Genomic DNA, 22,495 nt, shown 5'->3' with positions numbered 1-22,495 from the left:
ATGTTCAACGGCAGCCTTTCTTTATTCCGGCCGCAGGAGATATTTCATGGCTAAGGCTGCCCCGCAGCAGAATTTTCCGCTGTTGTATAACGACCTTGTTCCGCTTTCGAGCCAGGAGCATGCAAAGTATAAATTGCAGGTCCGGCCGAAGATGCCCTTCCTTGCGGAAACGCATGCCGTCCCCGTGACGATCGATGAGTTCGTCATGGTCCAGCGCCACATGCCGATCGTTTTTTCATCGGGCGAGAATCCGGTGCCGCTTGCGTTGATGGGGCTCAACCAGGGCGTTAACGTGTTCCTGAACGAAGAGGGCGAACTGGCCGGTAACCCGACCTATATGCCCGCCTATGCGCGCCGCTATCCGTTCCTGCTGGCGAAAATTCGCGAGGATTCCGAAGAATTGTCGCTGTGTTTCGATCCGACGACCGATATTGTCGGCGAGTATGACGAGGGCGAAGATCTGTTTACGGACGGTCAGCCGTCCGAAACGACCAAGAGCCTGTTGCAGTTCTGCGAACAGGTCGAAACCTCCGGTCATCGCACCGTGCAATTCGTCGAAGAGCTGGTGAAAGCCGAACTTCTGATGGAAGGCGAAGTTTCGATCGACACGCCCAATTCGGACAAACCGTTCGTATATCGCGGCTTCCAGATGGTGAACGAAGAAAAATTGAAGGAAATCCGCGGTGACCAGGCCCGGAAATTCGTGCAGAGCGGCATGATGCCGCTTATCTATGCACATATGATGTCGCTGCAGCTGGTGCGCGATATTTTCGGGATGCAGCTCCAGCAGGGCAAAGTTCCGCCGCAGCCGGATGCCAATGTTCCCCAGGGAATGGACCAAGGCTAGCAAGAGTGGCGGTTTGGACGGGATTTTCGATCGCCGCTTGAAACCCTGACACTTCGTTAATATCTTTGGGGGGCGCGTGGCTACGTGCCCCCCCTTTCGTGGCCATGCGTGGGTGCATCCTATGATGTCCCCTCCCTGAACCTGGCCGCCTCGCGCTCCCCTGCGCGGGGCGGTTTTTTATTCCGCAGCCAGCGCGTCGGGCGGCGCAAGCGCTTCGCTGGCCAGCCCATCGGCTATTGCGGCGATCAGGCTCGTGATGCGATGCAAGGCAGGGCCGGGCTGGTCATGCGCCCGGTCGAGATAGAGGGACCGGCAGATTTCAAGTTGCAACCCGTGCACATCCCGCTTGGGCCGGGCATGACGGCTCAATATGTGGCCGCCCGCATAAGGAGTATTCAGGGCCGTACGAAATCCAAAATCCCGGCAGATATCGACAGCGCGACCGGCAAAGGCCGGCGCCGAGCTTTTCCCGTGGCGGTCCCCGACAACGATCTTGGCCGGCGCCATGCCATCCCGCGCGCGCAGCGGCGGCATGGAATGGCAATCGAGGAGTATGGCTATTCCGAAACGCCGACGTGCGGCATCCAGCATATCCGATATCTGTCCGTGATAGGGCCGGTGCGCGCTGCATATGCGGTCGGAAAGATCGGTCCGGCTGATTGCGCGGCGATAGATATTGCCGTGGCCGGCCAGACGCCGCGGAACAAGGCCCAGTCCGCCGCGCACTTTCGCCGTCAGTTCGTATCCGGCCTGTCCGGGCGAAGGCGTAACCATCGCCGGATCGATCTCGCGTTCCGAGCGGTTCAAATCGATCCAGGCACGGGCGATCTGGGCAATGATGATCGTATAGCCCTTGTCCGCCAGCGGTGTAACGATGCTGTCGACATGGCGGTCTTCGAGCGACCGCAGCGCGAATTCGTCGAGCCGGGCGGCCTCGAGCAGGCTTGCCGGATAGTGACGACCGGCATGTGGGATCGAAAGGATGACCGGAGACTGCGGTACTGCCGGCCCCAATCGGATAATATGTTCGGGCCGTGAGCCGCTATATTCCATGGCTTCCGGCCTATTATTCCCGTGAATCAAAGGCAAGGGCTTCCAAAACTTCGGTCAAGGCTGGAAAATTTTAAGAGCTCTGTACTATAGTCGGTTCAACGATGCGCCAGGGGTGGCGCGCAGACAGGTGATGGGACGAAAATGATCCGTATCCTTTTGGCAGAGGACGATATGTCGATGCGCGAATATCTGAAGCGCGCGCTCGAACGGACGGGATATGCCGTCGATACGGCGGATTCCGGTATTTCGGCCCTGCCTCTGCTTGAGAAAAATACCTATGATCTGTTGCTGACAGATATCGTCATGCCGGGCATGGACGGAATCGAACTGGCTCAGGAAGCCGCAAAAATCGCTTCCGATATGCGGGTTATGTTCATCACCGGATTTGCGGCCGTGGCACTGAAAAACAACAAGACGCCGCCCAATGCCAAGGTGCTTTCAAAGCCGTTTCACCTGCGCGATCTCGTACTTGAGGTCGACCGGATGTTCGAAGTCGGCGACGCATCGGGGCTTTGAGAAATCAGCGGTTGCGCAGTTGCAACCGCTCCACTAGATAGCCCGTTCGCGTGGGCGCGTAGCTCAGTGGTAGAGCACTGTGTTGACATCGCAGGGGTCGCTGGTTCAATCCCAGCCGTGCCCACCATTTTCCCCTAAAAGATGTTCAACACTCGGCTGAGAACAAGCCTTTTCCTTCGCCGAAAGCATGGAAAAACGGCCACCATGGCGTCCGGTCGGGTCGCAAAAAACCGGATGAACCATGATGGCCTTGGCGATTTCGGCTTTGGAGAGTCGTTATCGCCGCAAACAGCTATGGGCGGGTTCGGCGATTCGCTTTGTGATGCAGGTCACAGGATTCCGGATTGGCGGGCAACGCCCACCTTGCCGGCCGCTTGGTCTGCCGCACCGGTGCTCCTGGATCGTGCATGAAGCGGACGATACCGGTGAGCGCGAGCCGTATGACCAACAGATATCTTTTTTGAATAGCGCCGCACGGACGCCTATTGACCGCTATCCCTTCGGGGTTAGACGCGAAGGGCGAGGGAGGGGACGCGATGATAAGCACGATAGGCCTGGTTGGGGCGTTGGCGCTGTTGATCTGGATGACGGTGCGCGGCGTGAACATACTGATCGCCGGGCCGGTCGCCGCCGCTCTCGTCGCCGCAACAAGCGGCATCGCATGGCTGCCGCCACTGGCCGCTGCTGGGGCGCCTGATTTCGCGACAAGCTATATGGCGGGCTTCACGGGCTTTTTCGGGAACTGGTTTTTCATGTTCCTGCTCGGAGCCATTTTTGGCGAGGTGATGGGTGCATCGGGTGCGGCGGCGAGCGTGGCCCACTGGATCATAGAGAAAATCGGCATTAAACATGCGGTTCTAGCCGTTGTCGCTGCCTGCGCGCTGCTGACCTATGGCGGGGTCAGCGTCTTTATCGTCGCCTTCTCCGTCTATTCGCTGGCGGTCAGCCTTTTCCGTGAGGCCAATCTGCCCCGCCGCTTCATTCCCGCCGCCCTCTGCTTCGGCTCGGTTACCTTCACCATGACGAGTGCGGGCTCTCCCGAAATCCAGAACCTGATTCCGATGCAGCATCTCGGCACGACCGCCTATGCCGCCTGGGAGGTGAGCCTGGTGGTCGCGATCCTGATGGCGGCTCTCGGCTTTGTCTGGCTGCAACATATGGTGAAACGGGCGGTGGCGCGGGGTGAAACCTTTGAAGGTCGCGACACCGACGATGTTGTGGATGTCGGCAGGGTGCTGCCCAATCCCTTTCTCTGCCTGCTCCCGCTTATCGCCGTGCTCGGCGTGTTCATGATTTTCCAGTATCCGCAGCAATTGGGGCCGCTGTCCGCGATCATGCCGGCGGAATCCCTAGACAAATGGGCGCTGGTCGCAGCGCTGGGTTCGGGAACGCTGATTGCACTTCTGGTCGGCCTGAAGAGCAGGGCGAAGATGCCGGAAGCCTTTTCAAAGGGCGCAACCGGCGCTGTTGTTGCGATCACCAATACCTGCGCGGTCGTCGGCTTCGGGGCCGTGGCATCGCTGTCACCCGCCTTTCAGGAGGCGCTGATACTGGTACAGAATTTACCGGGAGACCCGCTTATCGGCGCGGCCATAGCGGTGACCGTGATTGCCGGCCTGACCGGTTCCGCATCGGGCGGGCAGAGTATCGCGCTGCCGCTTATCGCGCCGCATTATATCGATGCAGGGGCTAGCGCAGAAGAATTGCACCGGACTGTCGCTATTGCCTCGGGCGCGCTCGATAGCCTGCCGCACAATGGCTATGTCGTGACGACGATCCGCGCGATCTGCGGTGAGACGCATGCCGATGCCTATGGCCCGGTCGGCGCATTGACGGTGATCGTGCCGCTGATCGGCCTGGCTGTTGCGCTAGGCCTGTTCGCAATCTTCTAGGTCCTGTTTCCAGCCCAAAAACTCATATCTTCTTAACCATGTTTGGGGTAGAATCCCGGCCATGGGTACGGTGATAGACTTTGAAACGGGCGCGGTTGCGCAGTTGCAGCGCCGGGTGGCGCAGGCCGAAGAGGATAATCGAGACCTGCTGGCCTTTGCGCGCGGCCATTCGGGCGCGACAGCGGCTATTCACGATGCCGTGCTTGCGGCGATTTCTGCGGAAGGGCTCGATCATCTCCTCCATATCGTAACCCAGGAATGGCCCGATATCCTCGGCGTGGATGCGGTGAGCCTGGCTCTTTATGTCGGCGATAAGGGCGTGCGCGCCGATATTGCCGGGATGCAGTTCGTCGAGCGCCGACTGATCGAAAAGGCCGCTGCCGATGTTGCGGGCGTAGTCCTGCGCGATTGCGAGCGCGGCCATCCGCTGTTCGGCCCAGCCGCTGAATTTGTCCGCGCCGAAGCGTTGGTTCGGCTCGACAACGAAACGCCGTTGCCATCCGGCTTGCTGGCACTCGGGCAACGCGAAAGCCAGGATATGGAGGCCCATGAAGGGGCCGAATTACTAGGCTTTCTAGGCGACAGCCTGGCGCGTCTGCTCGGCCGGTGGTTGCTCCCCTGAGCCCTGATTTTCATCCCGCTGCCCCGCTCGCGGAAGAGTGGGCGGCTCATCTTGGCCGCGATCGGCGGCGTTCTCCCCATACAATCCGTGCCTATGTCGCTGCTGCACACCGGCTGATTGCCTTTCTCGGCAAACATCGCGGCGAGGCGATCACATCCAAAACTCTCCTCGCACTCGATGCCGCCGATTTGCGTGCCTTTCTGGCCTTTCGTCGCAATGAGGGGCTAGCCAATCGCTCGACGGCGCGGGAGCTTTCGTCGCTGCGCGGTTTTCTGGCTTTTGTCGCTGAACGAGCAGGCGAACAGGCAAGCATACCCAGGGTGAAGGGGCCCAAGCTCAAGCCGGGCGTGCCGCGACCGGTTTCCCCTGATGAAGCATTGGCGCTTGCCGGGGATGTCGCCGCGCAGGCCGATGAACCCTGGATCGCGGCGCGCGACTGGGCGGTGCTGCTATTGCTCTATGGCGCAGGATTGCGTGTCGGCGAAGCTCTGGGCCTGACGGGCGCCATATTGCCGCTCGGCGAGACGCTTTCGGTCACCGGCAAGCGCGACAAGACGAGGATCGTGCCGTTGCTCGACACGGTGCGCGCAGCGATCGAGGAATATGAGCGGTTGTGCCCCTATGCGATCGGGCATGGCGATCCGCTGTTTCGTGGTGTCCGCGGCGGCGCTTTGGGCAGCGATATCGTGCGCCGTGCAGTGCGGGGGGCGCGCGTTCGGCTCGGCCTGTCCGGCAAGACGACCCCCCATGCTCTGAGACACAGTTTCGCAACGCATTTGCTGGCGCGGGGCGCGGACCTGCGCTCTCTCCAGGAACTGCTTGGCCATGCGAGCCTCAGCTCGACGCAGATCTATACCTCAGTCGATGCGGCGCATCTGCTGGACGTGTACCGCAACGCCCATCCGCGCGCCTAAAGCTTACTTTCGATCGCATCCCAGATTTTCGCGCCGGTGTCCGTCCCGTTAAACGCGTCGATGGAGACAATCCCCGTCGGCGAGGTGACGTTGATCTCGGTCAGATAACCGCCGATCACGTCGATTCCGACGAACAGCAGCCCGCGTTTCTTGAGTTCGGGGCCAAGCGCTTCACATATTTCCAGTTCGCGGGGCGTGAGCTCGGATGCCGCACCCGATCCACCGACGGCGAAATTGGAGCGTATCTCGCCCTTTTTGGGCAGCCGGTTCACCCCGCCGGTCGGTTCGCCATCGACGAGGATGATGCGCTTGTCGCCCTGGCTGACATCGGGAAGGAAGGCCTGCACCATGAACGGTTCGACCCACACATCGCCGAACAATTCGGTCAGCGCGGCAAGGTTGCGATCCTCTTCGCCAACAAAGAAGACGGCGGACCCGGCATTGCCGTAAAGCGGCTTCACAACGATCGCGCCATGCTCGCGCTGGAAGGCGCGGGTATCGTCGAGGCTGCGGGTAATCATCGTTGGGGGCATGAAATCCGCGAAATCGAGCACGAACAGTTTTTCCGGCGCGTTGCGCACCGAAGCGGGATCGTTGACGACCAGGGTGTCGGGATGGATGCGTTCGAGCAGGTGCGTCGCGGTGATATAGGAAAGGTCGAAGGGCGGATCCTGCCGCATCAGAACGACATCGATATCTGCGCGCAGATCGATGTTTTCGAAGTCGCCAAAGCTATGATGATTGCCCTCGACACGCTGGACCGTCACCGGCCGTGCGCGCGTCGTCAGCCGTCCATCGGCATGATAAGTGAGTTCGCCGACGTCATAGTGCCAGAAACTGTGGTCGCGCGCCTGCCCGGCGAGCATGATGGCAAAGCTCGAATCCCCGGCGATATTGACCTTTTCCATGGGATCCATCTGGACCGCGATATTGAGTGGCATGGGTATCTCCTAATAGGCATCAGGCAATAGCGCTGGATGGCGCGCAATCAAGCGCAGTCCTGCTTTACCCCATCCAAGCATTTTCAATATGCCGGGGCCGGCGTCCCGGCGCCGTCAGGATGACATCGATCCGGATATCTTCGCCATTTCGGGCATAGCGAGGCGCGAGGATTTCCGCTGCGGCCGCCACGCGGGCCAGTCGGCGCTCGTCGATGGCGAGATCGAGTTCTATGGCCGTTTTGCGGGTTTTAACCTCGACGAATATGATTGTTTTGCCGCGTTTCGCGACCAGATCGACTTCGCCGCGCGGCGTACGCTGGCGGCGGGCAAGGATGCGATAGCCTTTGAGACGCAAATACCATGCGGCAAGTGTCTCTCCGCGCCGGCCGCTGCGTTCGGCGCGGGCGCGGTTCATCTTTCCTCTTTGAGCGCCATGGCGCGTTCGTAAAGGCCCTCGCTCGGCAGGCCGAGCGCTTTGGCGACCTCGCGCGCAGCCTTGCCCGGTGGCAGCCTGGTCAGGGCTTCGGCGAGCGCCGCGTCGATATCGACTGGACTCGCCGCGCAGGCCGAGCCGGGCGGGCTGACGATAATCACGATCTCACCCTTGGGCGGTGAGTCGGCATAGCGGGCCGCAAGCTCGGACAGTGTCCCGGTTACCGTTTCCTCGAATTTTTTGCTGATTTCCCGGGCGATAGCGGCTTCGCGTTCGCCCAGCGTTTCGGCCAGCGCATGAAGCGATTTTCCCAGCCGCGGGCCCGATTCGTAAAACACCAGCGTCGCCCGCACCGCGCCGAGCTCCGCGATCGTTTCCGTGCGCGCCTTGGTTTTGGAGGGCAAAAATCCAGCAAAGAGGAAGCGGTCGGTTGGTAAACCGACGAGCGTGAGTGCGGCCACGGCAGCGCAGGGCCCCGGGATCGTGGTTACAAGATGGCCGGCCGTGCGTGCCTCCCGTACAAGCTTGAACCCGGGGTCCGATATCAGCGGCGTACCGGCATCGGACACCAGCGCGACGGCCTGATCTCCCATCCGTGCGATCAGGTCTGCGCGTGCTTTTTCGGAAACATGATCGTGGTAGGCGATTATCTGTTTCTTGATACCCAGATGGTTGAGCAACTTTGCGGTCACCCGGCTGTCTTCCACCGCGATGATATCCGCGTGCCGCAAAGTCGATTCGGCGCGCGCCGACACATCTTGCAAGTTGCCGATGGGGGTCGCGACGATGTAAAGACCGGGTAGTAGCGTATCGTTCATAGGATTCACGTCATGGCATCACAGCGGCTCTCGGGGCAACGGCATTCGACTCTTTCACGGTTTGGCATTATCTGCATGGCCTTGGCCCTGGCAGGGTGTCAGGCAATCCTGCCGCGCTCCGGTCCTCCTGAAACGACACCGCCCGAACAAACCGAAATCACGACCGGCATTCCCGATGACGGGCTTCGGCGCATTGCTCTTCTGGTGCCGACATCCGGCAACAATGCCGGTGTCGGCCAGTCCATCGCCAACGCCGCGAATATGGCGATCCTGGATGCCGGCGGCGAAGGGGTCCGGATCACGACATATGACACAGCCAGCGTCGGCGGCGCTGCCAGAGCGGCAAACAGCGCGCTGACCGATGGCAGTCGCCTGATTCTCGGCCCGTTGCTTGCCGACAATGTTCGCTCGACCGCACCGGTCGCGCGCAGCGCGGGTGTACCCGTCATCGCTTTTTCGAACGATACCAGCGTTTCCGGCAACGGCACCTATCTGATGGGATTCACGCCCGACCAGTCGATTGCACGGGTGACCAGCTATGCGGCAGGGCAGGGCGCGCGGCGCTTTGCAGCCCTCGTCCCGGAAGGACTTTATGGTCAGCGCGCATCAGCGGCCTTTGCGCGGGCAGTGCGGGACGCCGGCGGAACCCTTGTCGGCACGCGCACCTATGCGCGCTCGCGCCGGTCGTTGCAGCTGGCGGTCACCCAGCTCAATGGAGAAGGGGAATTCGATGCCATCCTGATCGCCGACAGCGGAACGACGGCGCGCGAAGCCGCGCAGATGATCCGGGATCGCGGCGCTACCGACGCGCAAATACTGGGTACGGAACTCTGGAACAACCAGCCGAACCTGGTCCGCGACCCAGCGATGCACGGGGCGTTGTTCGCCAGCGTGTCCGACAGGATGTTCAACACGCTGAGCAATCGGTACCGGTCGCGCTTCAGCAGCGATCCCTATCGCTTGTCGAGCCTCGGCTATGACGCGGCCCTGCTGGTCGTGCGGATCGCCCGCGAATGGCCAACCGACCAGCCGTTCCCGGTAAACGAACTGCGCGACGAAGGTGGTTTTTCCGGCGTTGACGGTGCATTCCGTTTCGACAGCAATGGCGTTGCCCAGCGCGCGCTCGAGGTGCAGCAAATCCGGCCGAACGGGTTTACCGTGGTTTCGCCCGCTCCGACGGGGTTTGGCGGCTAGGCGGTCTCTTAGTCGACGAGGATTTCCGCGAGCAGGCTGTTCAGCACCAGCAGGCCTTGCGGCGTAGCGACAAGACGGTCGGTATCCGGATACAGCAGTCCATGGGCTGTCAGCCTCTCTATCGCCGACCGGTCGAGCAGTGCGGCGGGAAAGCGATCGCGCGATACGCCTTCGGTCAGTCGGAGGCCCATCATCAGCCTTTCCGCGCCCTGATCATAGGCTGAGAGTGGATCTTCGGACTGTAAGCCATGTCCGTTGCGGTCGACGGCCGATAACCAGTTTTCGGGTTTTTTGTGGCGGGTTGTCGCAAGGTCGCCGCGACGCCCATGGGCGCCGGGGCCGATGCCGGCATAGTTTTGATAGCGCCAATAGCTGAGATTGTGGCGGCTCTCTTCGCCCGGCCGGGCATGGTTGGAGATTTCGTATGCGGGCAGGCCGGCGGTGGCGGTGCACGCTTGCGTCAGTTCGTAAAGCTGCGCGCCGTGATCCGGCTCGGCCTCGCCAAGCTCGCCGCGCGCGGCAAGGGTCGCGAAGCGTGTCCCCGGTTCGATGGTGAGCTGGTAGAGCGAAAGATGGCCCGTGCCGAAGCCGAGCGCTCGCTCAAGCTCGGTCTGCCACGCGTCCGCACTCTGGCCCGGCAGGGCGTAGATCAGGTCGAAACTTGTGCGGGCGAACACTTTTTGCGCGATGTCCAGCGCTGCCAGTCCCTCGCGTACATCATGCGCTCGCCCGAGAAATTTCAGTGCTTCATCGTCCAGCGACTGCAGGCCGAGGGAAACGCGGTTGATCCCGGCCCCGGCAAGATCGGCAAAACGCGCGGACTCGACCGATGACGGGTTTGCCTCAAGCGTGATCTCGATATCTTCGGCAAATCCCCAATGGTGCTCGGCGGCCTCGATTAGCGCGGCAACGGTTTCCGGCGGCATCAGCGAGGGCGTACCGCCGCCAAAGAAAATGGAACTGAGCGGCGTGCCGCCGGTCAGTGCCGCGTCATGCGCCATATCGGCGATCAGGGCCGCGCGCCACATGTCCTGGTCGACGCTGTCGCGGACATGGCTGTTAAAGTCGCAATAGGGGCATTTGGAGACGCAGAAGGGCCAGTGGATATAGAGCGCAAGGCCGGCCATCGGCTCAGAATACGGCTTTCAGCATTTTTGCAAAGGCATTGGCACGGTGGCTGATTGCGTGTTTTTCCTGCGGATCGATTTCGGCGAAGGTCCGGTCCTGCCCCTCGGGCATGAAGACGGGATCATAGCCGAAGCCCAGTTCGCCCCTTGGGGGCCAGGTCAGCATGCCCGCGATCCGCCCCTCGAAAACTTCGCTATGTCCGTCGGGCCAGGCCAGCGCCAATGTGCAGGCAAAATAGGCGCTGCGGTCGGCATCGAGGCCTAGTTCGGCGAGTTTTCCCTCGACCTTGCCCATCGCCATATACCAGTCGCGCCCCGGGCCGCCTTCGAATGGCCGGGTCTCGGCCCAATCGGCGGTATAGACGCCGGGGGCGCCATCAAGCGCGTTGACGCATAGCCCGCTGTCGTCGGCCAGCGCCACATAACCTGACCCGTCCGCACCCGCCCGCGCCTTGATCAACGCATTTTCAGCAAAGGTCGTGCCGGTTTCTTCGGGTTCCGGAAGGCCCAGCTCCCCGGCACTGACGGCATTCATGCCATGGGGTGCGAGCAATGCCCCGATTTCGCGCACCTTGCCCGGGTTATGGCTGGCGATGACCAGTTTTCCCGGGGTCAGCTTGCGGCTCACGATATGACGGCGTCCTGAGCCGCGAAGATTTCCGTGCAGCCGATACGGGCGAGGCGCAGCATGCGCAGCAGCGCTTCCTCGTCATAGGTTTCCCCTTCGGCCGTGCACTGCGCTTCGGCGATATTGCCGTCGCCGGTCAGGACGAAATTGGCGTCGGCGCCCGCATTGCTGTCCTCGGCATAATCGAGATCCAGAACAGGTTCGCCATTGTAGATACCGCAGGAGATTGCCGCGATCTTCTGCGTCATTGGATCGTTTTCCAGCTTGCCGGAAGCGACCAGCGCGTTGATCGCCAGTTTCAGGGCGACCCAGCCACCGGAGATAGAAGCGGTACGTGTGCCGCCATCAGCCTGGATCACGTCGCAATCGACCGTTATCTGGCGTTCGCCAAGCGCATCCAGATCCGTAACGGCGCGCAGCGAGCGGCCTATCAGGCGCTGAATTTCCTGGGTGCGGCCCGATTGCTTGCCGCGCGCGGCTTCGCGATTGCCGCGGGTATGGGTGGCGCGGGGAAGCATGCCATATTCGCCGGTCACCCAGCCTTTTCCCTTTCCGCGCATCCAGGGCGGAACCCGGTCTTCGATGCTTGCCGTGCACAGCACGCGTGTTTCGCCGAAACTGATCAGGCAGCTGCCTTCGGCATGTTTGGTGAAACCGGGTTCGATCGTGATGACCCGCATTTGATCGGGCGCGCGGCCGGATGGGCGCATGGGCATGGTTCCTTCTGGATGTGTCGGTCAGCCCCTATCGTTCACAGCTTCCCGCGTCCAGCGGCATTGCAGGCTGAAACTGCTATGCGGCTTTGGAAAGGGGTTATCCCGCCGTTATTGAAGCGATCTGAGCGATGGCTTCCGCAGATGCCGCCGACGCAGCTACCGCCGATGCGGCAGCGCGGCCATCCTCTAGGTTGAAGCTGATCGTTATCACCGGCTGTGGTGGCTCAGGCGGCTCGGGGAGAACGGAAGGGGACGGGTGCCGACGCCCGGATCGCTCGGAACGGGCGCGAGCGGTGTCAGCCAGGGCGCGGGCGCGATCCAAATGCGCTTCGATGCGCGTTTCCAGATGGGCGCTCAGGGCCGTCATCTGCGTGGCGAGCAGGCTAAGCTCCCGTTCGAGCTCGGCTCCCTCGATTTCCCCCAGGCGTTCCATCTGCTGTTCGACCCGCTCCATTTCGCGCTCGAATTGCGCGACCTCGCGTTCCATCTGGCGTTCGATCCGGGCTTCGGCCCGCTCAACCTCTCGCTCATGCCGTGCTTCGCGGCGCGCATTCTCGCGTTCGATCTGTGCCTCAAGGCGCTCGGCTTCGCGTTCGTGCCGATCGGCAATCTGTTCGCTTTTGTCCTCGCATTCCTCTTCGTCCGCCTCGATGCGGGTCGTGAGAACGGTGTCGGGATCGAATATCCCCGTCTGCAGGACGGCATTGCGCAGCAGACTGCCGGTTTCCGCTTCGAACCTTACAGGCTCGAACGACTGGCTGCGATTTTTGCTCTCGCTTTCACCGGTTCCGCGGAAGGTGAATGTCCAGCCGGGTTCCGGCGTAAAGCTCCACCCTTGCTGGTCGACCACTGCCCAGCGGTCTCCCGACCGACTGCCGCTTTGTTTTGGAGCGGAATGGTGTGAGCTGGCGGTATTCCGGGCAGCGGAAGAATGGACAGCGCCGGTTTCAGGCGTCGCGACGGCCTCTGCCGCCAGGAGCGCTTCCGTATCCGCCATTTCCGACACATCGCTCTCGGGGTCTTTCTCTTCACCATCTTTGGACGCATTGGAAGAGAATGAAGCATCTGCGGACGCGGCGATGGTCAGGCATCCGACCAGCATCAGCGTCAGGGCGGCAAAGGGCATCGTCGTAGCGCTTTCACGGCGGAACGGGCGCTCGCGCAGCCGCGTGATCCGGTCCATCAACGGCGTTGATCCGCCATCGGCAGCCATGGCAAAGCCGGGCAGCAGGTCGCGGCTTTCCAGCGCCACCTTGCCTAGACCCTGAGCAAGAGCATTGGTGTTGCCGGTTTCCTCGACGACCCGCGCATCGCAGGCATATTCCCGTTCGATGTCGATCTGGCGCGACAGATAGGCGATCGCGGGATGGTAGAAGAAGATGTTGCAGATCAGCGCCTGGATCAGTCCGAGCAGATAGTCCTGCCGGCAGATATGCGCAATTTCATGGACCAGAACGGCTTCCGCCTGATCGATGGGCAAGCGCAGGAAAAATCCTGTCGGGACGAGCACGATCGGCTTGAGCGTTCCGATGGTCAGCGGGGTCGTGATCCGGGAAGATTGCAGGATCATTGCGCGCGGATCGGCGCCCAGGCGCTCTACCCACAGGCGAAATCGCATTTCCCAGTCGGCCGGAACCGGTCCGGTGCCCTCATGCTTGAGGCGTGCCGTTGCCCGCAGGGCCTGGCCGTACCGCACGCCGAGCCAGCTGAAACCCATGCCCCAGATAAGGCTGATCAGCCATGTCGTGCGGCCGAGCGTATTGATAACCGCCTGCCAGCCTTCGGCGGGGGCCGCAATCGCGCCCGGCACCGGTTCGATTGCACCGATCGTCCGGTAGCAGATGCCCCAGGTGACGATGAAAAGCAGGAAACTGGCGGCAAGCCCGGCATAGGCCGTTACGAAACGCAGCTGCGCATTGTGCCGCGGGATGATCCGCAGCGCGACGAATATCAAAGCGGCGACCAGTGCGACCTGCCAGAGACTGTGCAACAGCGCCCAGCCAAGGCTGTCCACGATCACGCCCGCTTCAATCGACATCCTCTGAGTCCCCCTTTTCGGCTTCCAGTTCTGCGATGAAAGCCTTGAGTTGTTCTATTTCACTGGGCGACACGTCGTCGCGGCCCAGTGCATGCATGACCAGATCGTTGGTCGAATTGCCAAATACGGTCCGTACCAGCCGGTTCAGCAGTGTGGTCCGCGTTTCCGACGCCGGTTGCGTCGCGATATAATCGAACGATTTGCCCTTGCCGTGAATGCGGTCGACAAGCCCCTTGTCGAGCATCCGCTGAAGCTGTTTGAGCACTGTCGTATAGCCAACATCGCGAATTTGGCGGATTTGTTCATGGACCGTGCGCACAGACACAGGCTGGCATTCCCAGACAATCTGGAGAATTTCCGCTTCCGCCTCGGAAGGCGCGGGGGGAGGTGAGTTCTTGTCTGCCATCGGTCTGTTTTGCCGGTTCCATACCGATTTTCGCAATTTACGGCAAGTGTCGTTACCTTGATGTCGACCAACGACATGATAGGCGCGACGAACAGCAACTGCGATGCGCCGGAGGAAAGGGCAGGTGGCAGGGCTGGCAGTTTGCGAGCGGAGTTTCTACATCCTCTTCATGGCTGGTCCGAACGTCAATGAACTGTCCGAGCGCGCGCGCGATGTATTTCGCACGGTCGTCGAGTCCTATCTGGAGAATGGCGAGCCGGTCGGATCGCGAACGATTTCCAAAATGTCGGGGCTCAGCCTTTCGCCGGCATCGATCCGCAACGTCATGCAGGATCTGGAGGAGCTCAGCCTGCTCGCGGCGCCGCATACGAGTGCCGGACGCATGCCGACGGAAACCGGCCTTCGTCTGTTTGTCGACGGGATGATGCAGGCCGGCCGGCTGACGGCGGCTGAGCAACAGGCCATCGAATCCCAGAGCAAGGCGGACGGCCCGGTCGAAGAAGCCGTGGCGAATACGACGGCCGCTTTGTCCGGCCTGTCTGCCTGCGCGGGCATCGTCCATGTCTCGAAGCGCGAGCCGGTGCTCAACCAATTCGGATTCGTCTCACTTTCCGAACAACGAGCGCTTGCGGTGCTGGTCGGCAGCGACGGGACCGTGGAAAACCGGATCGTCGATCTTCCGCATCCAGTGCCCGCCTCAACCCTTAACGAGGCGGCGAACTATATCAGCCGGCGTCTTTCCGGACTGACACTCGAACAGGCGACGGCGCGTCTGCAGGAGGAAATCGGACATGGGCAAGCGGCCCTCGATGCGGCCGCTCAGGACCTGATTGCCCGCGGGCTGGCGACCTGGTCTCGCGATAATGCGGCGCGCCCGGTATTGATCGTGCGAGGCCAGGCGAACCTGCTCGACGAAACCGCTGCCGCCGATCTCGAACGGGTGCGCCTGCTGCTTGGCGAGCTGGAGGGTAAGGAAGAAATCGCGCAGTTGCTCGACCATGCCCGCGATGCCAGGGCCACCAAGATATTTATCGGATCGGAGAATAAACTGTTCTCCCTTTCCGGCTCTTCGGTTATTGCCGCGCCCTATCATGACGGGGACGGTCAGGTCGTGGGCGTGGTCGGCGTTATTGGGCCGACACGCTTGAACTACGCGCGTGTCGTTCCCATGGTGGACTTCACCGCAAAAACTCTTTCGAAACTAGTGAGCTGAATGACAAAAATGGACGGCGAGAAAAGCGACAACATGGATAATGAAAACCTGTCTGAAGAGGCCGAGGCTGAACTGGCCGGCGTTCCGGAGAGCATGCTGGACGATGAGGACAGCGAGCAGGTTTCGGATGCCGACCGGATAGCCGCGCTGGAAAAAGAGCTTGCCGCGGCAAAGCAGGATATTCTGTACGCCAAAGCCGAGGAACAGAACACACGCCGGCGGCTTGAGCAGGAAAAGCAGAATGCCAGCACCTATGCCGCGACCGGCTTTTCCCGCGACATCCTGTCGGTAGCGGACAATCTCGAGCGTGCGCTCGACGCGATCCCGCAGGAATTGCGTGACGATGAGAAATTCAAAGGCCTGGTTGCCGGGCTGGAGGCCACTGGCCGCGAACTGGAAACGGTTTTCGGCAAGCACGGCATCGCCCCGATCGAGGCGGTTGGCGAGGAGCTGGACCCGAACAGGCATCAGGCCATGGTAGAGATTCCGAGCGTCGAGGCGGAACCCGGGGTGATCGTCCAGCAGATGCAGCGCGGCTATATGATCAAGGATCGACTGCTTCGCCCGGCCCTGGTCGGTGTGGCGAAAAAGCCGGACTAGAATTCCAGCAGCAGCTGCGTGTTGCAGCGGCTATAGGGCGTCGGCCAGAATTCTTCGCTGGCGAGTTCTCGAAAGCCGGACGATCGGTACAAGCGGTTGGCGGCGGTCAGTTTTTCGGCCGTTTCGATCCAGATGCCGTCGGCCTTCATGGCGCGCGCCTCATCGATGAGCCGCGCCATGATCGCGCCGCCAATGCCATGGCCGCGCATTCCGGCTTTTGCCGCCATTTTGACGATCTCGACATAATATTTGCCCGCAAAGGGCTGGATATGGGCGGGCAGAACGGCGCCGCATCCACAAACCTCGCCGTCAATTTCGGCGATGATGATCCGGCCGCCCAGGGCGATAATCGATTTTTCCGGATCGTTCAGCTGTTCGCGGTCGGACTGTTCGACCGTGAATCCCTCTTCGATCCAGGCGAGATTGAGGTCGGCAAATGCCTTTCTGTCCGATGTCTCGAACGGGCGGACAAGCATCGCGTCGCGGGCCGGCCCTAGGCCGCCAATGTGTACCGGGATTCGCCCGGGCCGCGGCACATGCGTTTGGATATGCGCGTCTCTTCGCCGCTGACGATCACAACATCCGTCACGTCCATGCAGCGTGCGCCATTGGGCCGCGAATTCAAGGCGGTTACCGTGGAGGAACCCGAAACATCGGCGCGGGTCGGGCTGACCCAGCTTGCAGTCGCGCCAACCTCTTCCTGGGTGGTTACTTCCTCGGTCGCTTCGGCCATGCGCTCCTGCTCTTCGGGCTCAAGCTGGCAGGCGATTTCGGCGACGAGTACGCCGGCGAACTGGCCGACTATAAAGCCGCCCAAGGCGCCTACGCCGGTCGCTTCCCCGACCACGCCGCCAAGTATGCCGCCCAATATGCCGCCGCCGGCGCGCTCCGTGTTGCAGCTGTTGCTCTCAGCGCGGTCTTCGCGCCGGGTTGGGCGCACAGTGCCGTCTTCAAGGTCGCGCGCCCGGGACTCGGCGGTTTGCGCATAGCCCGAACAGACACCCGAATAACGGCAGAAACGTTCCTGCAGATAGGCCCGGTCTTCCTGCCAGCGCGCCAGCATTTCCCGATAGGTGGCCATGTTCGGGCCATCCGCATTGGAGTCTTCCATTTCCTGCAGGGTGCGGGCGAAGAACCGGTCCGCCTGATCCTGAGGATAATCGAAATTGTTCATCACCTGGGCTTCGTAGATATCTCGAACGCGCTGCTGATGTTCGACCATCCTCTGCGGAAAATCGGCAAGCGCGATGGCCTGATAGGCGTCCAGCTCCTGGATACAGGCGGTCGTCGCATCGGCCCGGGCATATTCGTCGCGCTCGGCCCTAAAATCATGGATGCAATCGGGATAGGCGGCCTGGCTCATGACCGGGCGCGCCGGCATCTCGGGCAGCGGTGGCGGCGCAGCGCGTTGTGCCGGTGCCGTAAAGGGAATTGCGATCAGCGCCGTCAAGGCAATCGCTGCCGCCATCAGTTGTTTTACGCCGCCAGACATTTCCACCCTCCACATGTTTGGGATTCTGTAGCGTTCTATGACGAGGCGGGCAATGATCGGGATCGTGAATCGGGTTTCTGCAGATCAGGGCGATGAGAAGGGCAGGATGGCCTCATAGCTGCCCAGGGCGGGCGCGCCGGGAACGGGCAGGCCTTTGCGCAGAAGGAATATATGCCGCACGATTTCAGCCTGTTGCTCTATCCCGTAGCGTTTGAGCGGCCATCCCGGCTTCAGGCTGTAGTGATAGCGACAAAAGGGATGGCGGCGCAGCGGGAGGAAGATGCCCGACTGATACTGCCAGACATGGGTCATCTCGTGCAGGAAAAGCGCCTGGAGCTTAAGCGGCGCCTGGCCGAAATCCTCATGCCAATAGGGGCCTTTGGGGTGAAACCAGATACCGCCAGTCGGCGCCATCAGGCTGTTGACCGGCTGGAACGGAAACCATTTTTTCCGGTGCAGCTTCACCGCGTCATATTCGATCGCCTTGCCGAACATGCTGGCGGAAAGCGTGCGTTCGGCCTCCGTCAGCGGACGGCTTGGGGATGTTTGCGCCATGGCATCATTTGAGCCGAGCGCGTCCAACTATTCAAGGGGATAGGGGGCGGGGCGGTTAGCCTTTCGCCGCGCCCCCGGAATATTACTGGCTGTAAAGCTCGGAAATCGACAGGCGCGTCTCTTCTAGCGAGCGACCGCCATAGGTTCCCACCCAAATTTCGTATCGCCCGCTCATGGCGGGATCGAAACGCACCGACGGGTTCAGGCCGTCGCCGCTATCGTCGTCGCAATACCAGCGGCCGTTCGGCGCGTTGATCACCAGGGTTGTATCGGAGTCCGACAGTGCGGAAATCAGGAGGGGCAGCTGCCCCGCTTCGAAATGGAGGCGGACATCCGGCGCATCGGAAATGAAGCCCCGGCAGCTGTTGCTGATCGTCTGCGCATCGATGCTGCCGCCGGACTGGAGCCTGATATAATGGGGATCCGGCGTGAAACCGGTGCTGAGCTGGACCGTCTCATAATTCGGGTCGGCGTTGATGTTTTGCGCCGTTGCCGGTCCGACCGAAACAGCCGTAACGGACAAGGCCAGGGCCGCAGCCAGGTTTTTCACGAGCATAATTCAAAGTTCCTCTGTTGAAGCGCCGCCATGGGGCGGCGTTGCCAGCACACCGGGCATGGCGAGCTAACCCGTTTCACGACCCGATTTCACCGCTAGCGCGCGGAAACTTAACCGGCGATGATCCCCTGCTACACCATCTGTTCAGATTGGCTCACATGGCCAGCGAGCCGGCGCCGAACCAGACGCAGGGGCCAGGTTTCATGATGGACCGGCCTCGCGGCGCGGCGATCAGTTGCTGTAGAGTTCGGATATGTCGAGAATGGCCGATTCAAGCTGGGTATCGCCATAGGTGCCGACCCAGATATCATATTGCCCCGAACCCGGTGTATTGAAGCGGATCGACGGGTTGAGGCCAATGCCGCCATCGTCGTCGCAATACCAACTGCCGTCCGGCCCGTTGATAACGAGTGTCGTATCGGCGCTGGACTCTGCCGAGATGATCAGCGGAAACCGCCCGCTGGAATAGCGGACGCGATAGTCTGGCGCGCGGGAGACATAGCCGCGACACGAGCTGCCGAGCGTCGAGGCATCGATCGGCCCTCCCGACTGCAGACGGATCCGGTGGGGATCGGGCGTGAAGCCTGCGTTGAGAGACACTGAACCGTAATTGGGATCGAGCGAGAAGTCGGGTGCGCCGCCGACATTGCCTGCAGGCCGGTCGGAAATATCGTTATAGAGCTCGGAAATGCCGAGTATGGCTGATTGTAGGCTCGTGCTGCCATAGGTGCCGACCCAGACCTCGTAGCGCCCCGAAAGAGGGCGGTCGAAGCGCAGCGCCGGGTTGAGGCCGCTGCCCCCGTCATCGTCGCAATACCAGCGGCCATCGGGGGCGTTCACGACAAGCGTGGTATCGGCGTCTGACGCGACGGAAAACATCAGCGGCAGACTGCCGCTCGAATAGACGACGCGTACATCGGGTGCGTTGCTCACATAACCGCGGCATCCGCCGCCGACCGACGAGGCGTCGATATTGCCGCCCGAAGACAATTCGATGAGCCGGGGATCGTCCGCAAAACCGGCATTGAGCTGGATCGTGCCGTAGTTCGGGTCCAGGTTGTAATTCTGTGCCTGCGCGGGTGCCGTCGCAATCGCCACCGTGGACAATGCCGCTGCAGCAGCCATGTTTTTCATGAGCATGATTGATTTCCCCATTTCAATCGTCGCCACCGGGCGACTGGTGAACGAATTGGCAAGGCCGACCATGCAGCCGTGCGATCCGCTCTCGAATATAGGGGGCAAAGCGTCAATCGAACATGATCGAGATCAAAATTGTCTATTCAGGCTGGGCGGCTTCGAACGGCGCATCGCCCCCGGCAGCGATCGTTACGGCGTCGACGCTGACATCGCGGCCGCTGTCGAAACGAAAATTGAGGGACACGGACGTGCCAGGCGTTATTTCCGGATCGATGCCGAACAGCATCGCGTGGCGTCCGCCGGGTTCGAATGCCACGGTTTCGCCCGCGGGGACATCGGCGGACATGATCGGGCGCATCCGCATCACCCCGTCCTCCATGGTAGTTTCATGCAGCTCGATGGTTGCAACGCGCTCGCTGTCCACCGCAAGCAGCGTATCGCCGGCTTCGCCGCCATTCAGCATGAAATAGGCGGCGGCCGGTCTGCCGTCGACTGCCGGGAGCCGAACCCACGCATTTTCGACTGTCTCTAACGGCGCCGCTTCTTCGGCGGAACTGCAGGCAAACAGGGCGATTGAGGCGATGGCAGCGGTAATTGGAAAGCGCATGAAAAATCCCATATCTGAACAGATGGTTTCCTTTAGTGCTGTCCGACGCTTGCAGCAAGAAAAAGCCCACCTATATCGCCCCTGTAATGCCGCGCCGACGGTTCTTGCTTCATCGTGAGGGGAGCCATCGGCTCCGCCGAATATTGGGGAAATAAAGAGGAATAAAATGGCTAAAGTTATTGGTATCGATCTGGGCACCACGAATTCGTGCGTTGCTGTCATGGAAGGCGGCAAGCCCAAGGTTATCGAAAATTCGGAAGGCGAACGGACGACCGCGTCGATGGTCGCTTTCACCAAGGACGGCGAGCGCCTGATCGGCCAGCCTGCCAAGCGCCAGGCCGTCACCAATCCTGACAGCACGGTTTTTGCAGTGAAGCGCCTTATTGGCCGCCGCTTTGATGATCCGCTGACGAAGAAAGATATGGAACTGGTTCCGTATACCATCGTCAAAGGCGGCAATGGCGATGCATGGGTCAAGGCTGGTGGGGAAGAATACAGCCCGTCCCAGATTTCCGCCTTCATCCTGCAGAAGATGAAAGAAACGGCCGAAAGCTATCTCGGTGAAACGGTTACCCAGGCGGTGATCACGGTTCCAGCCTATTTCAACGACGCTCAGCGTCAGGCAACGAAAGATGCCGGCAAGATTGCCGGCCTTGAAGTGCTGCGCATTATCAACGAGCCGACGGCGGCTGCGCTCGCTTACGGGCTTGAGAAAAATGACGGCAAGACGATTGCCGTATACGATCTCGGCGGCGGTACATTCGACATTTCCGTTCTCGAAATCGGCGATGGCGTGTTCGAGGTGAAATCCACCAATGGCGACACCTTCCTTGGCGGTGAAGATTTCGACAGCAAGGTTGTCGAATTTCTCGCTGAGGGATTCAAGAAGGACGAAGGCATCGATCTGCGCAGCGACAAGCTCGCGCTGCAGCGGCTCAAGGAAGCCGCTGAAAAGGCCAAGATCGAACTCAGCTCGGCACAGTCGACCGAAGTCAACCTGCCGTTCATCACGGCCGACCAGAATGGGCCCAAGCATCTCGTGAAGACGATCACGCGCTCGGATTTGGAGCAGCTGGTCGGCGATCTGATCAAGCGCACACTCGATCCCTGCAAAAAAGCGATTGAGGATGCCGGTGTTAAATCCGCCGATATCGACGAGGTTATCCTGGTCGGCGGCATGACGCGCATGCCCAAGGTGCGCAGCGTTGTGCAGGATTTCTTCGGCAAAGAACCGCATACCGGCGTGAATCCTGACGAAGTCGTTGCCATGGGCGCGGCCATCCAGGCTGGCGTTCTGCAGGGCGATGTCAAAGACGTTCTGCTGCTCGACGTAACGCCGCTGTCGCTCGGCATCGAGACGCTGGGCGGAGTCTTCACCCGGATGATCGACCGGAACACGACGATCCCGACCAAGAAGACGCAAACCTATTCGACGGCCGACGACAATCAGAATGCCGTGACGATCCGCGTTTTCCAGGGCGAGCGTGAAATGGCGGCGGACAACAAGATGCTCGGTCAGTTTGACCTGGTCGGCATTCCGCCCGCGCCGCGCGGCGTTCCGCAGATCGAGGTGACGTTCGATATCGACGCCAACGGCATCGTGAACGTGTCCGCCAAGGATAAGGGCACCGGCAAGGAACAGCAGATCAAGATCCAGGCATCTGGCGGTCTCGAGGATTCCGATATCGAGAAGATGGTCCAGGAAGCCGAACAGTTTGCGGAGGAAGACAAGGCCCGCCGCGAGGCCGCCGAGTCGAAGAACCAGGCTGAAAGCCTTGTTCACTCGACCGAACAGCAGCTCAACGAGCATGGCGACAAGATCGATGGCGATCTGAAGCAGGAAATCGAAACCAAGATTGCCGAAACCAAGTCGGCGATCGAGGCCGATGACGGTGCAGCGATGAAAACCAAGTCTGAAGAGCTGGCACAGGCGGCGATGCAGATGGGCCAGAAAATCTATGAAGCCCAGCAGGCCGAAGGCGGCGCTGCCGAAGGCGAGGCCGCTGCCGATGGTGGTTCGACAGACAGCGAAGATGTAGTCGATGCCGAATTCTCCGAGGTCGACGAAGACGCCGGAGCGGACGAAGAGAGCAAGGCTTAATCCAATGCCCCCTGCTGCGCTTGCCCTGAGCTTGTCAAAGGGTCGGTGTGGCGGGGGGTGTCGACAGGCACAGCCTGAGCACGATTTGT

At 61.1% G+C, this 22,495-nt stretch carries 25 protein-coding genes and 1 tRNA gene; 10 read left to right on the top strand and 16 right to left on the bottom strand.

What is annotated here, in order from left to right; translation table 11 throughout:
• Positions 1-46: 46 nt before the first annotated feature.
• Positions 47-847 carry a SapC family protein gene (locus DFR46_RS04940; protein WP_116235437.1) on the top strand — a complete coding sequence of 267 codons (801 nt, stop codon included), beginning with the start codon at positions 47-49 and terminating at the stop codon, positions 845-847.
• Positions 848-1,024: 177 nt separating this feature from the next.
• Here DFR46_RS04940 and DFR46_RS04935 read toward each other — a convergent pair whose 3' ends face one another.
• Positions 1,025-1,900 carry an N-formylglutamate amidohydrolase gene (locus tag DFR46_RS04935; RefSeq protein ID WP_245953688.1) on the bottom strand — a complete coding sequence of 292 codons (876 nt, stop codon included), beginning with the start codon at positions 1,898-1,900 and terminating at the stop codon, positions 1,025-1,027.
• A 141-nt stretch (positions 1,901-2,041) separates the two neighbouring features.
• On the opposite strand from DFR46_RS04935, the gene cpdR reads away from it, so the two are divergent.
• The 5 genes from cpdR to DFR46_RS04905 all read left to right on the top strand — a co-directional run bounded on the left by cpdR (position 2,042) and on the right by DFR46_RS04905 (position 5,844).
• On the top strand, positions 2,042-2,416 hold the full coding sequence (gene cpdR / locus DFR46_RS04930) for a cell cycle two-component system response regulator CpdR (protein ID WP_116235436.1): 375 nt from the start codon (positions 2,042-2,044) through the stop codon (positions 2,414-2,416).
• Between the two features lie 52 nt (positions 2,417-2,468).
• A tRNA-Val gene (locus tag DFR46_RS04925) sits at positions 2,469-2,543 on the top strand.
• A gap of 409 nt (positions 2,544-2,952) precedes the next feature.
• Positions 2,953-4,308 carry a GntP family permease gene (locus DFR46_RS04915; protein ID WP_116235434.1) on the top strand — a complete coding sequence of 452 codons (1,356 nt, stop codon included), beginning with the start codon at positions 2,953-2,955 and terminating at the stop codon, positions 4,306-4,308.
• Between the two features lie 61 nt (positions 4,309-4,369).
• Positions 4,370-4,930, top strand: coding sequence for a DUF484 family protein (locus tag DFR46_RS04910; RefSeq protein WP_116235433.1), 561 nt, complete (start codon positions 4,370-4,372; stop codon positions 4,928-4,930).
• Entirely contained in the window at positions 4,915-5,844 is a 930-nt protein-coding gene (locus DFR46_RS04905; protein ID WP_116235432.1) for a tyrosine recombinase XerC, read from the top strand. Before DFR46_RS04910 ends, DFR46_RS04905 begins: the two co-directional genes overlap by 16 nt.
• Here DFR46_RS04905 and gshB read toward each other — a convergent pair.
• The 3 genes from gshB to rsmI all read right to left on the bottom strand — a co-directional run bounded on the left by gshB (position 5,841) and on the right by rsmI (position 8,036).
• A complete protein-coding gene (gene gshB / locus DFR46_RS04900) occupies positions 5,841-6,785 on the bottom strand; it encodes a glutathione synthase (protein WP_116235431.1) in 945 nt (314 codons plus the stop codon). The two genes, DFR46_RS04905 and gshB, sit on opposite strands and share 4 nt — an antisense overlap.
• Positions 6,786-6,849: 64 nt before the next feature.
• Entirely contained in the window at positions 6,850-7,200 is a 351-nt protein-coding gene (locus tag DFR46_RS04895; protein ID WP_116235430.1) for a YraN family protein, read from the bottom strand.
• Positions 7,197-8,036, bottom strand: a complete 840-nt coding sequence (gene rsmI / locus DFR46_RS04890; RefSeq protein WP_116235429.1) for a 16S rRNA (cytidine(1402)-2'-O)-methyltransferase — start codon at positions 8,034-8,036, stop codon at positions 7,197-7,199. Before rsmI ends, DFR46_RS04895 begins: the two co-directional genes overlap by 4 nt.
• 75 nt (positions 8,037-8,111) lie before the next feature.
• On the opposite strand from rsmI, the gene DFR46_RS04885 reads away from it, so the two are divergent.
• The gene (locus tag DFR46_RS04885; protein ID WP_245953686.1) at positions 8,112-9,230 is read left to right on the top strand and encodes a penicillin-binding protein activator; all 1,119 of its coding nucleotides are present in this window, start codon (positions 8,112-8,114) and stop codon (positions 9,228-9,230) included.
• A gap of 8 nt (positions 9,231-9,238) precedes the next feature.
• On the opposite strand, the gene hemW is transcribed toward DFR46_RS04885, so the two are convergent.
• The 5 genes from hemW to DFR46_RS04860 all read right to left on the bottom strand — a co-directional run bounded on the left by hemW (position 9,239) and on the right by DFR46_RS04860 (position 14,145).
• Positions 9,239-10,357 carry a radical SAM family heme chaperone HemW gene (gene hemW / locus DFR46_RS04880; protein WP_116235427.1) on the bottom strand — a complete coding sequence of 373 codons (1,119 nt, stop codon included), beginning with the start codon at positions 10,355-10,357 and terminating at the stop codon, positions 9,239-9,241.
• A gap of 4 nt (positions 10,358-10,361) precedes the next feature.
• Positions 10,362-10,985 carry an RdgB/HAM1 family non-canonical purine NTP pyrophosphatase gene (gene rdgB, locus DFR46_RS04875; protein ID WP_116235426.1) on the bottom strand — a complete coding sequence of 208 codons (624 nt, stop codon included), beginning with the start codon at positions 10,983-10,985 and terminating at the stop codon, positions 10,362-10,364.
• Positions 10,982-11,695 carry a ribonuclease PH gene (gene rph / locus DFR46_RS04870; protein WP_116235425.1) on the bottom strand — a complete coding sequence of 238 codons (714 nt, stop codon included), beginning with the start codon at positions 11,693-11,695 and terminating at the stop codon, positions 10,982-10,984. The genes rdgB and rph overlap by 4 nt, the downstream gene beginning before the upstream one ends.
• 103 nt (positions 11,696-11,798) lie before the next feature.
• On the bottom strand, positions 11,799-13,739 hold the full coding sequence (locus tag DFR46_RS04865) for a M56 family metallopeptidase (RefSeq protein WP_116235424.1): 1,941 nt from the start codon (positions 13,737-13,739) through the stop codon (positions 11,799-11,801).
• On the bottom strand, positions 13,729-14,145 hold the full coding sequence (locus DFR46_RS04860) for a BlaI/MecI/CopY family transcriptional regulator (RefSeq protein ID WP_116235423.1): 417 nt from the start codon (positions 14,143-14,145) through the stop codon (positions 13,729-13,731). The genes DFR46_RS04865 and DFR46_RS04860 overlap by 11 nt, the downstream gene beginning before the upstream one ends.
• A gap of 169 nt (positions 14,146-14,314) precedes the next feature.
• Between DFR46_RS04860 and hrcA the strand changes: the two genes are divergently transcribed.
• Together hrcA and grpE are read left to right on the top strand one after the other, a co-directional pair.
• Entirely contained in the window at positions 14,315-15,358 is a 1,044-nt protein-coding gene (gene hrcA / locus DFR46_RS04855) for a heat-inducible transcriptional repressor HrcA (protein ID WP_116235422.1), read from the top strand.
• Positions 15,359-15,367: 9 nt separating this feature from the next.
• On the top strand, positions 15,368-15,958 hold the full coding sequence (grpE, locus tag DFR46_RS04850; RefSeq protein WP_116237158.1) for a nucleotide exchange factor GrpE: 591 nt from the start codon (positions 15,368-15,370) through the stop codon (positions 15,956-15,958).
• Here grpE and DFR46_RS04845 read toward each other — a convergent pair.
• The 7 genes from DFR46_RS04845 to DFR46_RS04815 all read right to left on the bottom strand — a co-directional run bounded on the left by DFR46_RS04845 (position 15,955) and on the right by DFR46_RS04815 (position 20,305).
• Complete coding sequence (locus DFR46_RS04845; RefSeq protein ID WP_116235421.1) at positions 15,955-16,434, bottom strand: GNAT family N-acetyltransferase; 480 nt, start codon at positions 16,432-16,434, stop codon at positions 15,955-15,957. The two genes, grpE and DFR46_RS04845, sit on opposite strands and share 4 nt — an antisense overlap.
• Before the next feature lie 17 nt (positions 16,435-16,451).
• The gene (locus tag DFR46_RS04840; RefSeq protein WP_147297618.1) at positions 16,452-17,450 is read right to left on the bottom strand and encodes a hypothetical protein; all 999 of its coding nucleotides are present in this window, start codon (positions 17,448-17,450) and stop codon (positions 16,452-16,454) included.
• Between the two features lie 84 nt (positions 17,451-17,534).
• Positions 17,535-18,005: a vgr related protein gene (locus tag DFR46_RS04835; protein ID WP_116237157.1), complete on the bottom strand. Its 471-nt coding sequence runs from the start codon at positions 18,003-18,005 to the stop codon at positions 17,535-17,537.
• A gap of 82 nt (positions 18,006-18,087) precedes the next feature.
• Complete coding sequence (locus DFR46_RS04830) at positions 18,088-18,561, bottom strand: peptidase S1 (protein WP_116235419.1); 474 nt, start codon at positions 18,559-18,561, stop codon at positions 18,088-18,090.
• Positions 18,552-18,614 carry a hypothetical protein gene (locus DFR46_RS15035; RefSeq protein ID WP_425453154.1) on the bottom strand — a complete coding sequence of 21 codons (63 nt, stop codon included), beginning with the start codon at positions 18,612-18,614 and terminating at the stop codon, positions 18,552-18,554. The genes DFR46_RS04830 and DFR46_RS15035 overlap by 10 nt, the downstream gene beginning before the upstream one ends.
• 178 nt (positions 18,615-18,792) lie before the next feature.
• On the bottom strand, positions 18,793-19,701 hold the full coding sequence (locus DFR46_RS14875; protein WP_211306374.1) for a hypothetical protein: 909 nt from the start codon (positions 19,699-19,701) through the stop codon (positions 18,793-18,795).
• Positions 19,702-19,837: 136 nt separating this feature from the next.
• The gene (locus tag DFR46_RS04815; RefSeq protein ID WP_116237155.1) at positions 19,838-20,305 is read right to left on the bottom strand and encodes a copper chaperone PCu(A)C; all 468 of its coding nucleotides are present in this window, start codon (positions 20,303-20,305) and stop codon (positions 19,838-19,840) included.
• Between the two features lie 166 nt (positions 20,306-20,471).
• On the opposite strand from DFR46_RS04815, the gene dnaK reads away from it, so the two are divergent.
• Positions 20,472-22,406 carry a molecular chaperone DnaK gene (gene dnaK / locus DFR46_RS04810; RefSeq protein WP_116235417.1) on the top strand — a complete coding sequence of 645 codons (1,935 nt, stop codon included), beginning with the start codon at positions 20,472-20,474 and terminating at the stop codon, positions 22,404-22,406.
• The last annotated feature ends 89 nt before the right edge of the window (positions 22,407-22,495 follow it).

Origin of the sequence: Parasphingopyxis lamellibrachiae, from assembly GCF_003385775.1 — a bacterium.
Classification (GTDB): domain Bacteria; phylum Pseudomonadota; class Alphaproteobacteria; order Sphingomonadales; family Sphingomonadaceae; genus Parasphingopyxis; species Parasphingopyxis lamellibrachiae.
The sequence above is the reverse complement of the archived record's forward strand: the minus strand, read 5'-3'. Positions and strand labels throughout refer to the sequence as shown.

Bases quoted from the DNA above. Each gene is read 5' to 3' on its own strand.
- grpE (WP_116237158.1), top strand. From the start codon at position 15,368: ATGGACGGCGAGAAAAGCGACAACATGGATAATGAAAACCTGTCTGAA.
- DFR46_RS04815 (WP_116237155.1), bottom strand. From the start codon at position 20,305: ATGCGCTTTCCAATTACCGCTGCCATCGCCTCAATCGCCCTGTTTGCC.
- DFR46_RS04860 (WP_116235423.1), bottom strand. From the start codon at position 14,145: ATGGCAGACAAGAACTCACCTCCCCCCGCGCCTTCCGAGGCGGAAGCG.
- DFR46_RS04885 (WP_245953686.1), top strand. From the start codon at position 8,112: ATGGCCTTGGCCCTGGCAGGGTGTCAGGCAATCCTGCCGCGCTCCGGT.
- gshB (WP_116235431.1), bottom strand. From the start codon at position 6,785: ATGCCACTCAATATCGCGGTCCAGATGGATCCCATGGAAAAGGTCAAT.
- hrcA (WP_116235422.1), top strand. From the start codon at position 14,315: ATGGCTGGTCCGAACGTCAATGAACTGTCCGAGCGCGCGCGCGATGTA.
- rph (WP_116235425.1), bottom strand. From the start codon at position 11,695: ATGCGCCCATCCGGCCGCGCGCCCGATCAAATGCGGGTCATCACGATC.
- DFR46_RS04915 (WP_116235434.1), top strand. From the start codon at position 2,953: ATGATAAGCACGATAGGCCTGGTTGGGGCGTTGGCGCTGTTGATCTGG.
- dnaK (WP_116235417.1), top strand. From the start codon at position 20,472: ATGGCTAAAGTTATTGGTATCGATCTGGGCACCACGAATTCGTGCGTT.
- cpdR (WP_116235436.1), top strand. From the start codon at position 2,042: ATGATCCGTATCCTTTTGGCAGAGGACGATATGTCGATGCGCGAATAT.
- DFR46_RS04940 (WP_116235437.1), top strand. From the start codon at position 47: ATGGCTAAGGCTGCCCCGCAGCAGAATTTTCCGCTGTTGTATAACGAC.
- rsmI (WP_116235429.1), bottom strand. From the start codon at position 8,036: ATGAACGATACGCTACTACCCGGTCTTTACATCGTCGCGACCCCCATC.
- DFR46_RS04830 (WP_116235419.1), bottom strand. From the start codon at position 18,561: ATGCTCGTGAAAAACCTGGCTGCGGCCCTGGCCTTGTCCGTTACGGCT.
- DFR46_RS04865 (WP_116235424.1), bottom strand. From the start codon at position 13,739: ATGTCGATTGAAGCGGGCGTGATCGTGGACAGCCTTGGCTGGGCGCTG.
- DFR46_RS04835 (WP_116237157.1), bottom strand. From the start codon at position 18,005: ATGGCGCAAACATCCCCAAGCCGTCCGCTGACGGAGGCCGAACGCACG.
- DFR46_RS04910 (WP_116235433.1), top strand. From the start codon at position 4,370: ATGGGTACGGTGATAGACTTTGAAACGGGCGCGGTTGCGCAGTTGCAG.
- DFR46_RS04845 (WP_116235421.1), bottom strand. From the start codon at position 16,434: ATGCTTGTCCGCCCGTTCGAGACATCGGACAGAAAGGCATTTGCCGAC.
- DFR46_RS04895 (WP_116235430.1), bottom strand. From the start codon at position 7,200: ATGAACCGCGCCCGCGCCGAACGCAGCGGCCGGCGCGGAGAGACACTT.
- DFR46_RS04935 (WP_245953688.1), bottom strand. From the start codon at position 1,900: ATGGAATATAGCGGCTCACGGCCCGAACATATTATCCGATTGGGGCCG.
- DFR46_RS04840 (WP_147297618.1), bottom strand. From the start codon at position 17,450: ATGTCTGGCGGCGTAAAACAACTGATGGCGGCAGCGATTGCCTTGACG.
- DFR46_RS14875 (WP_211306374.1), bottom strand. From the start codon at position 19,701: ATGCTCATGAAAAACATGGCTGCTGCAGCGGCATTGTCCACGGTGGCG.
- hemW (WP_116235427.1), bottom strand. From the start codon at position 10,357: ATGGCCGGCCTTGCGCTCTATATCCACTGGCCCTTCTGCGTCTCCAAA.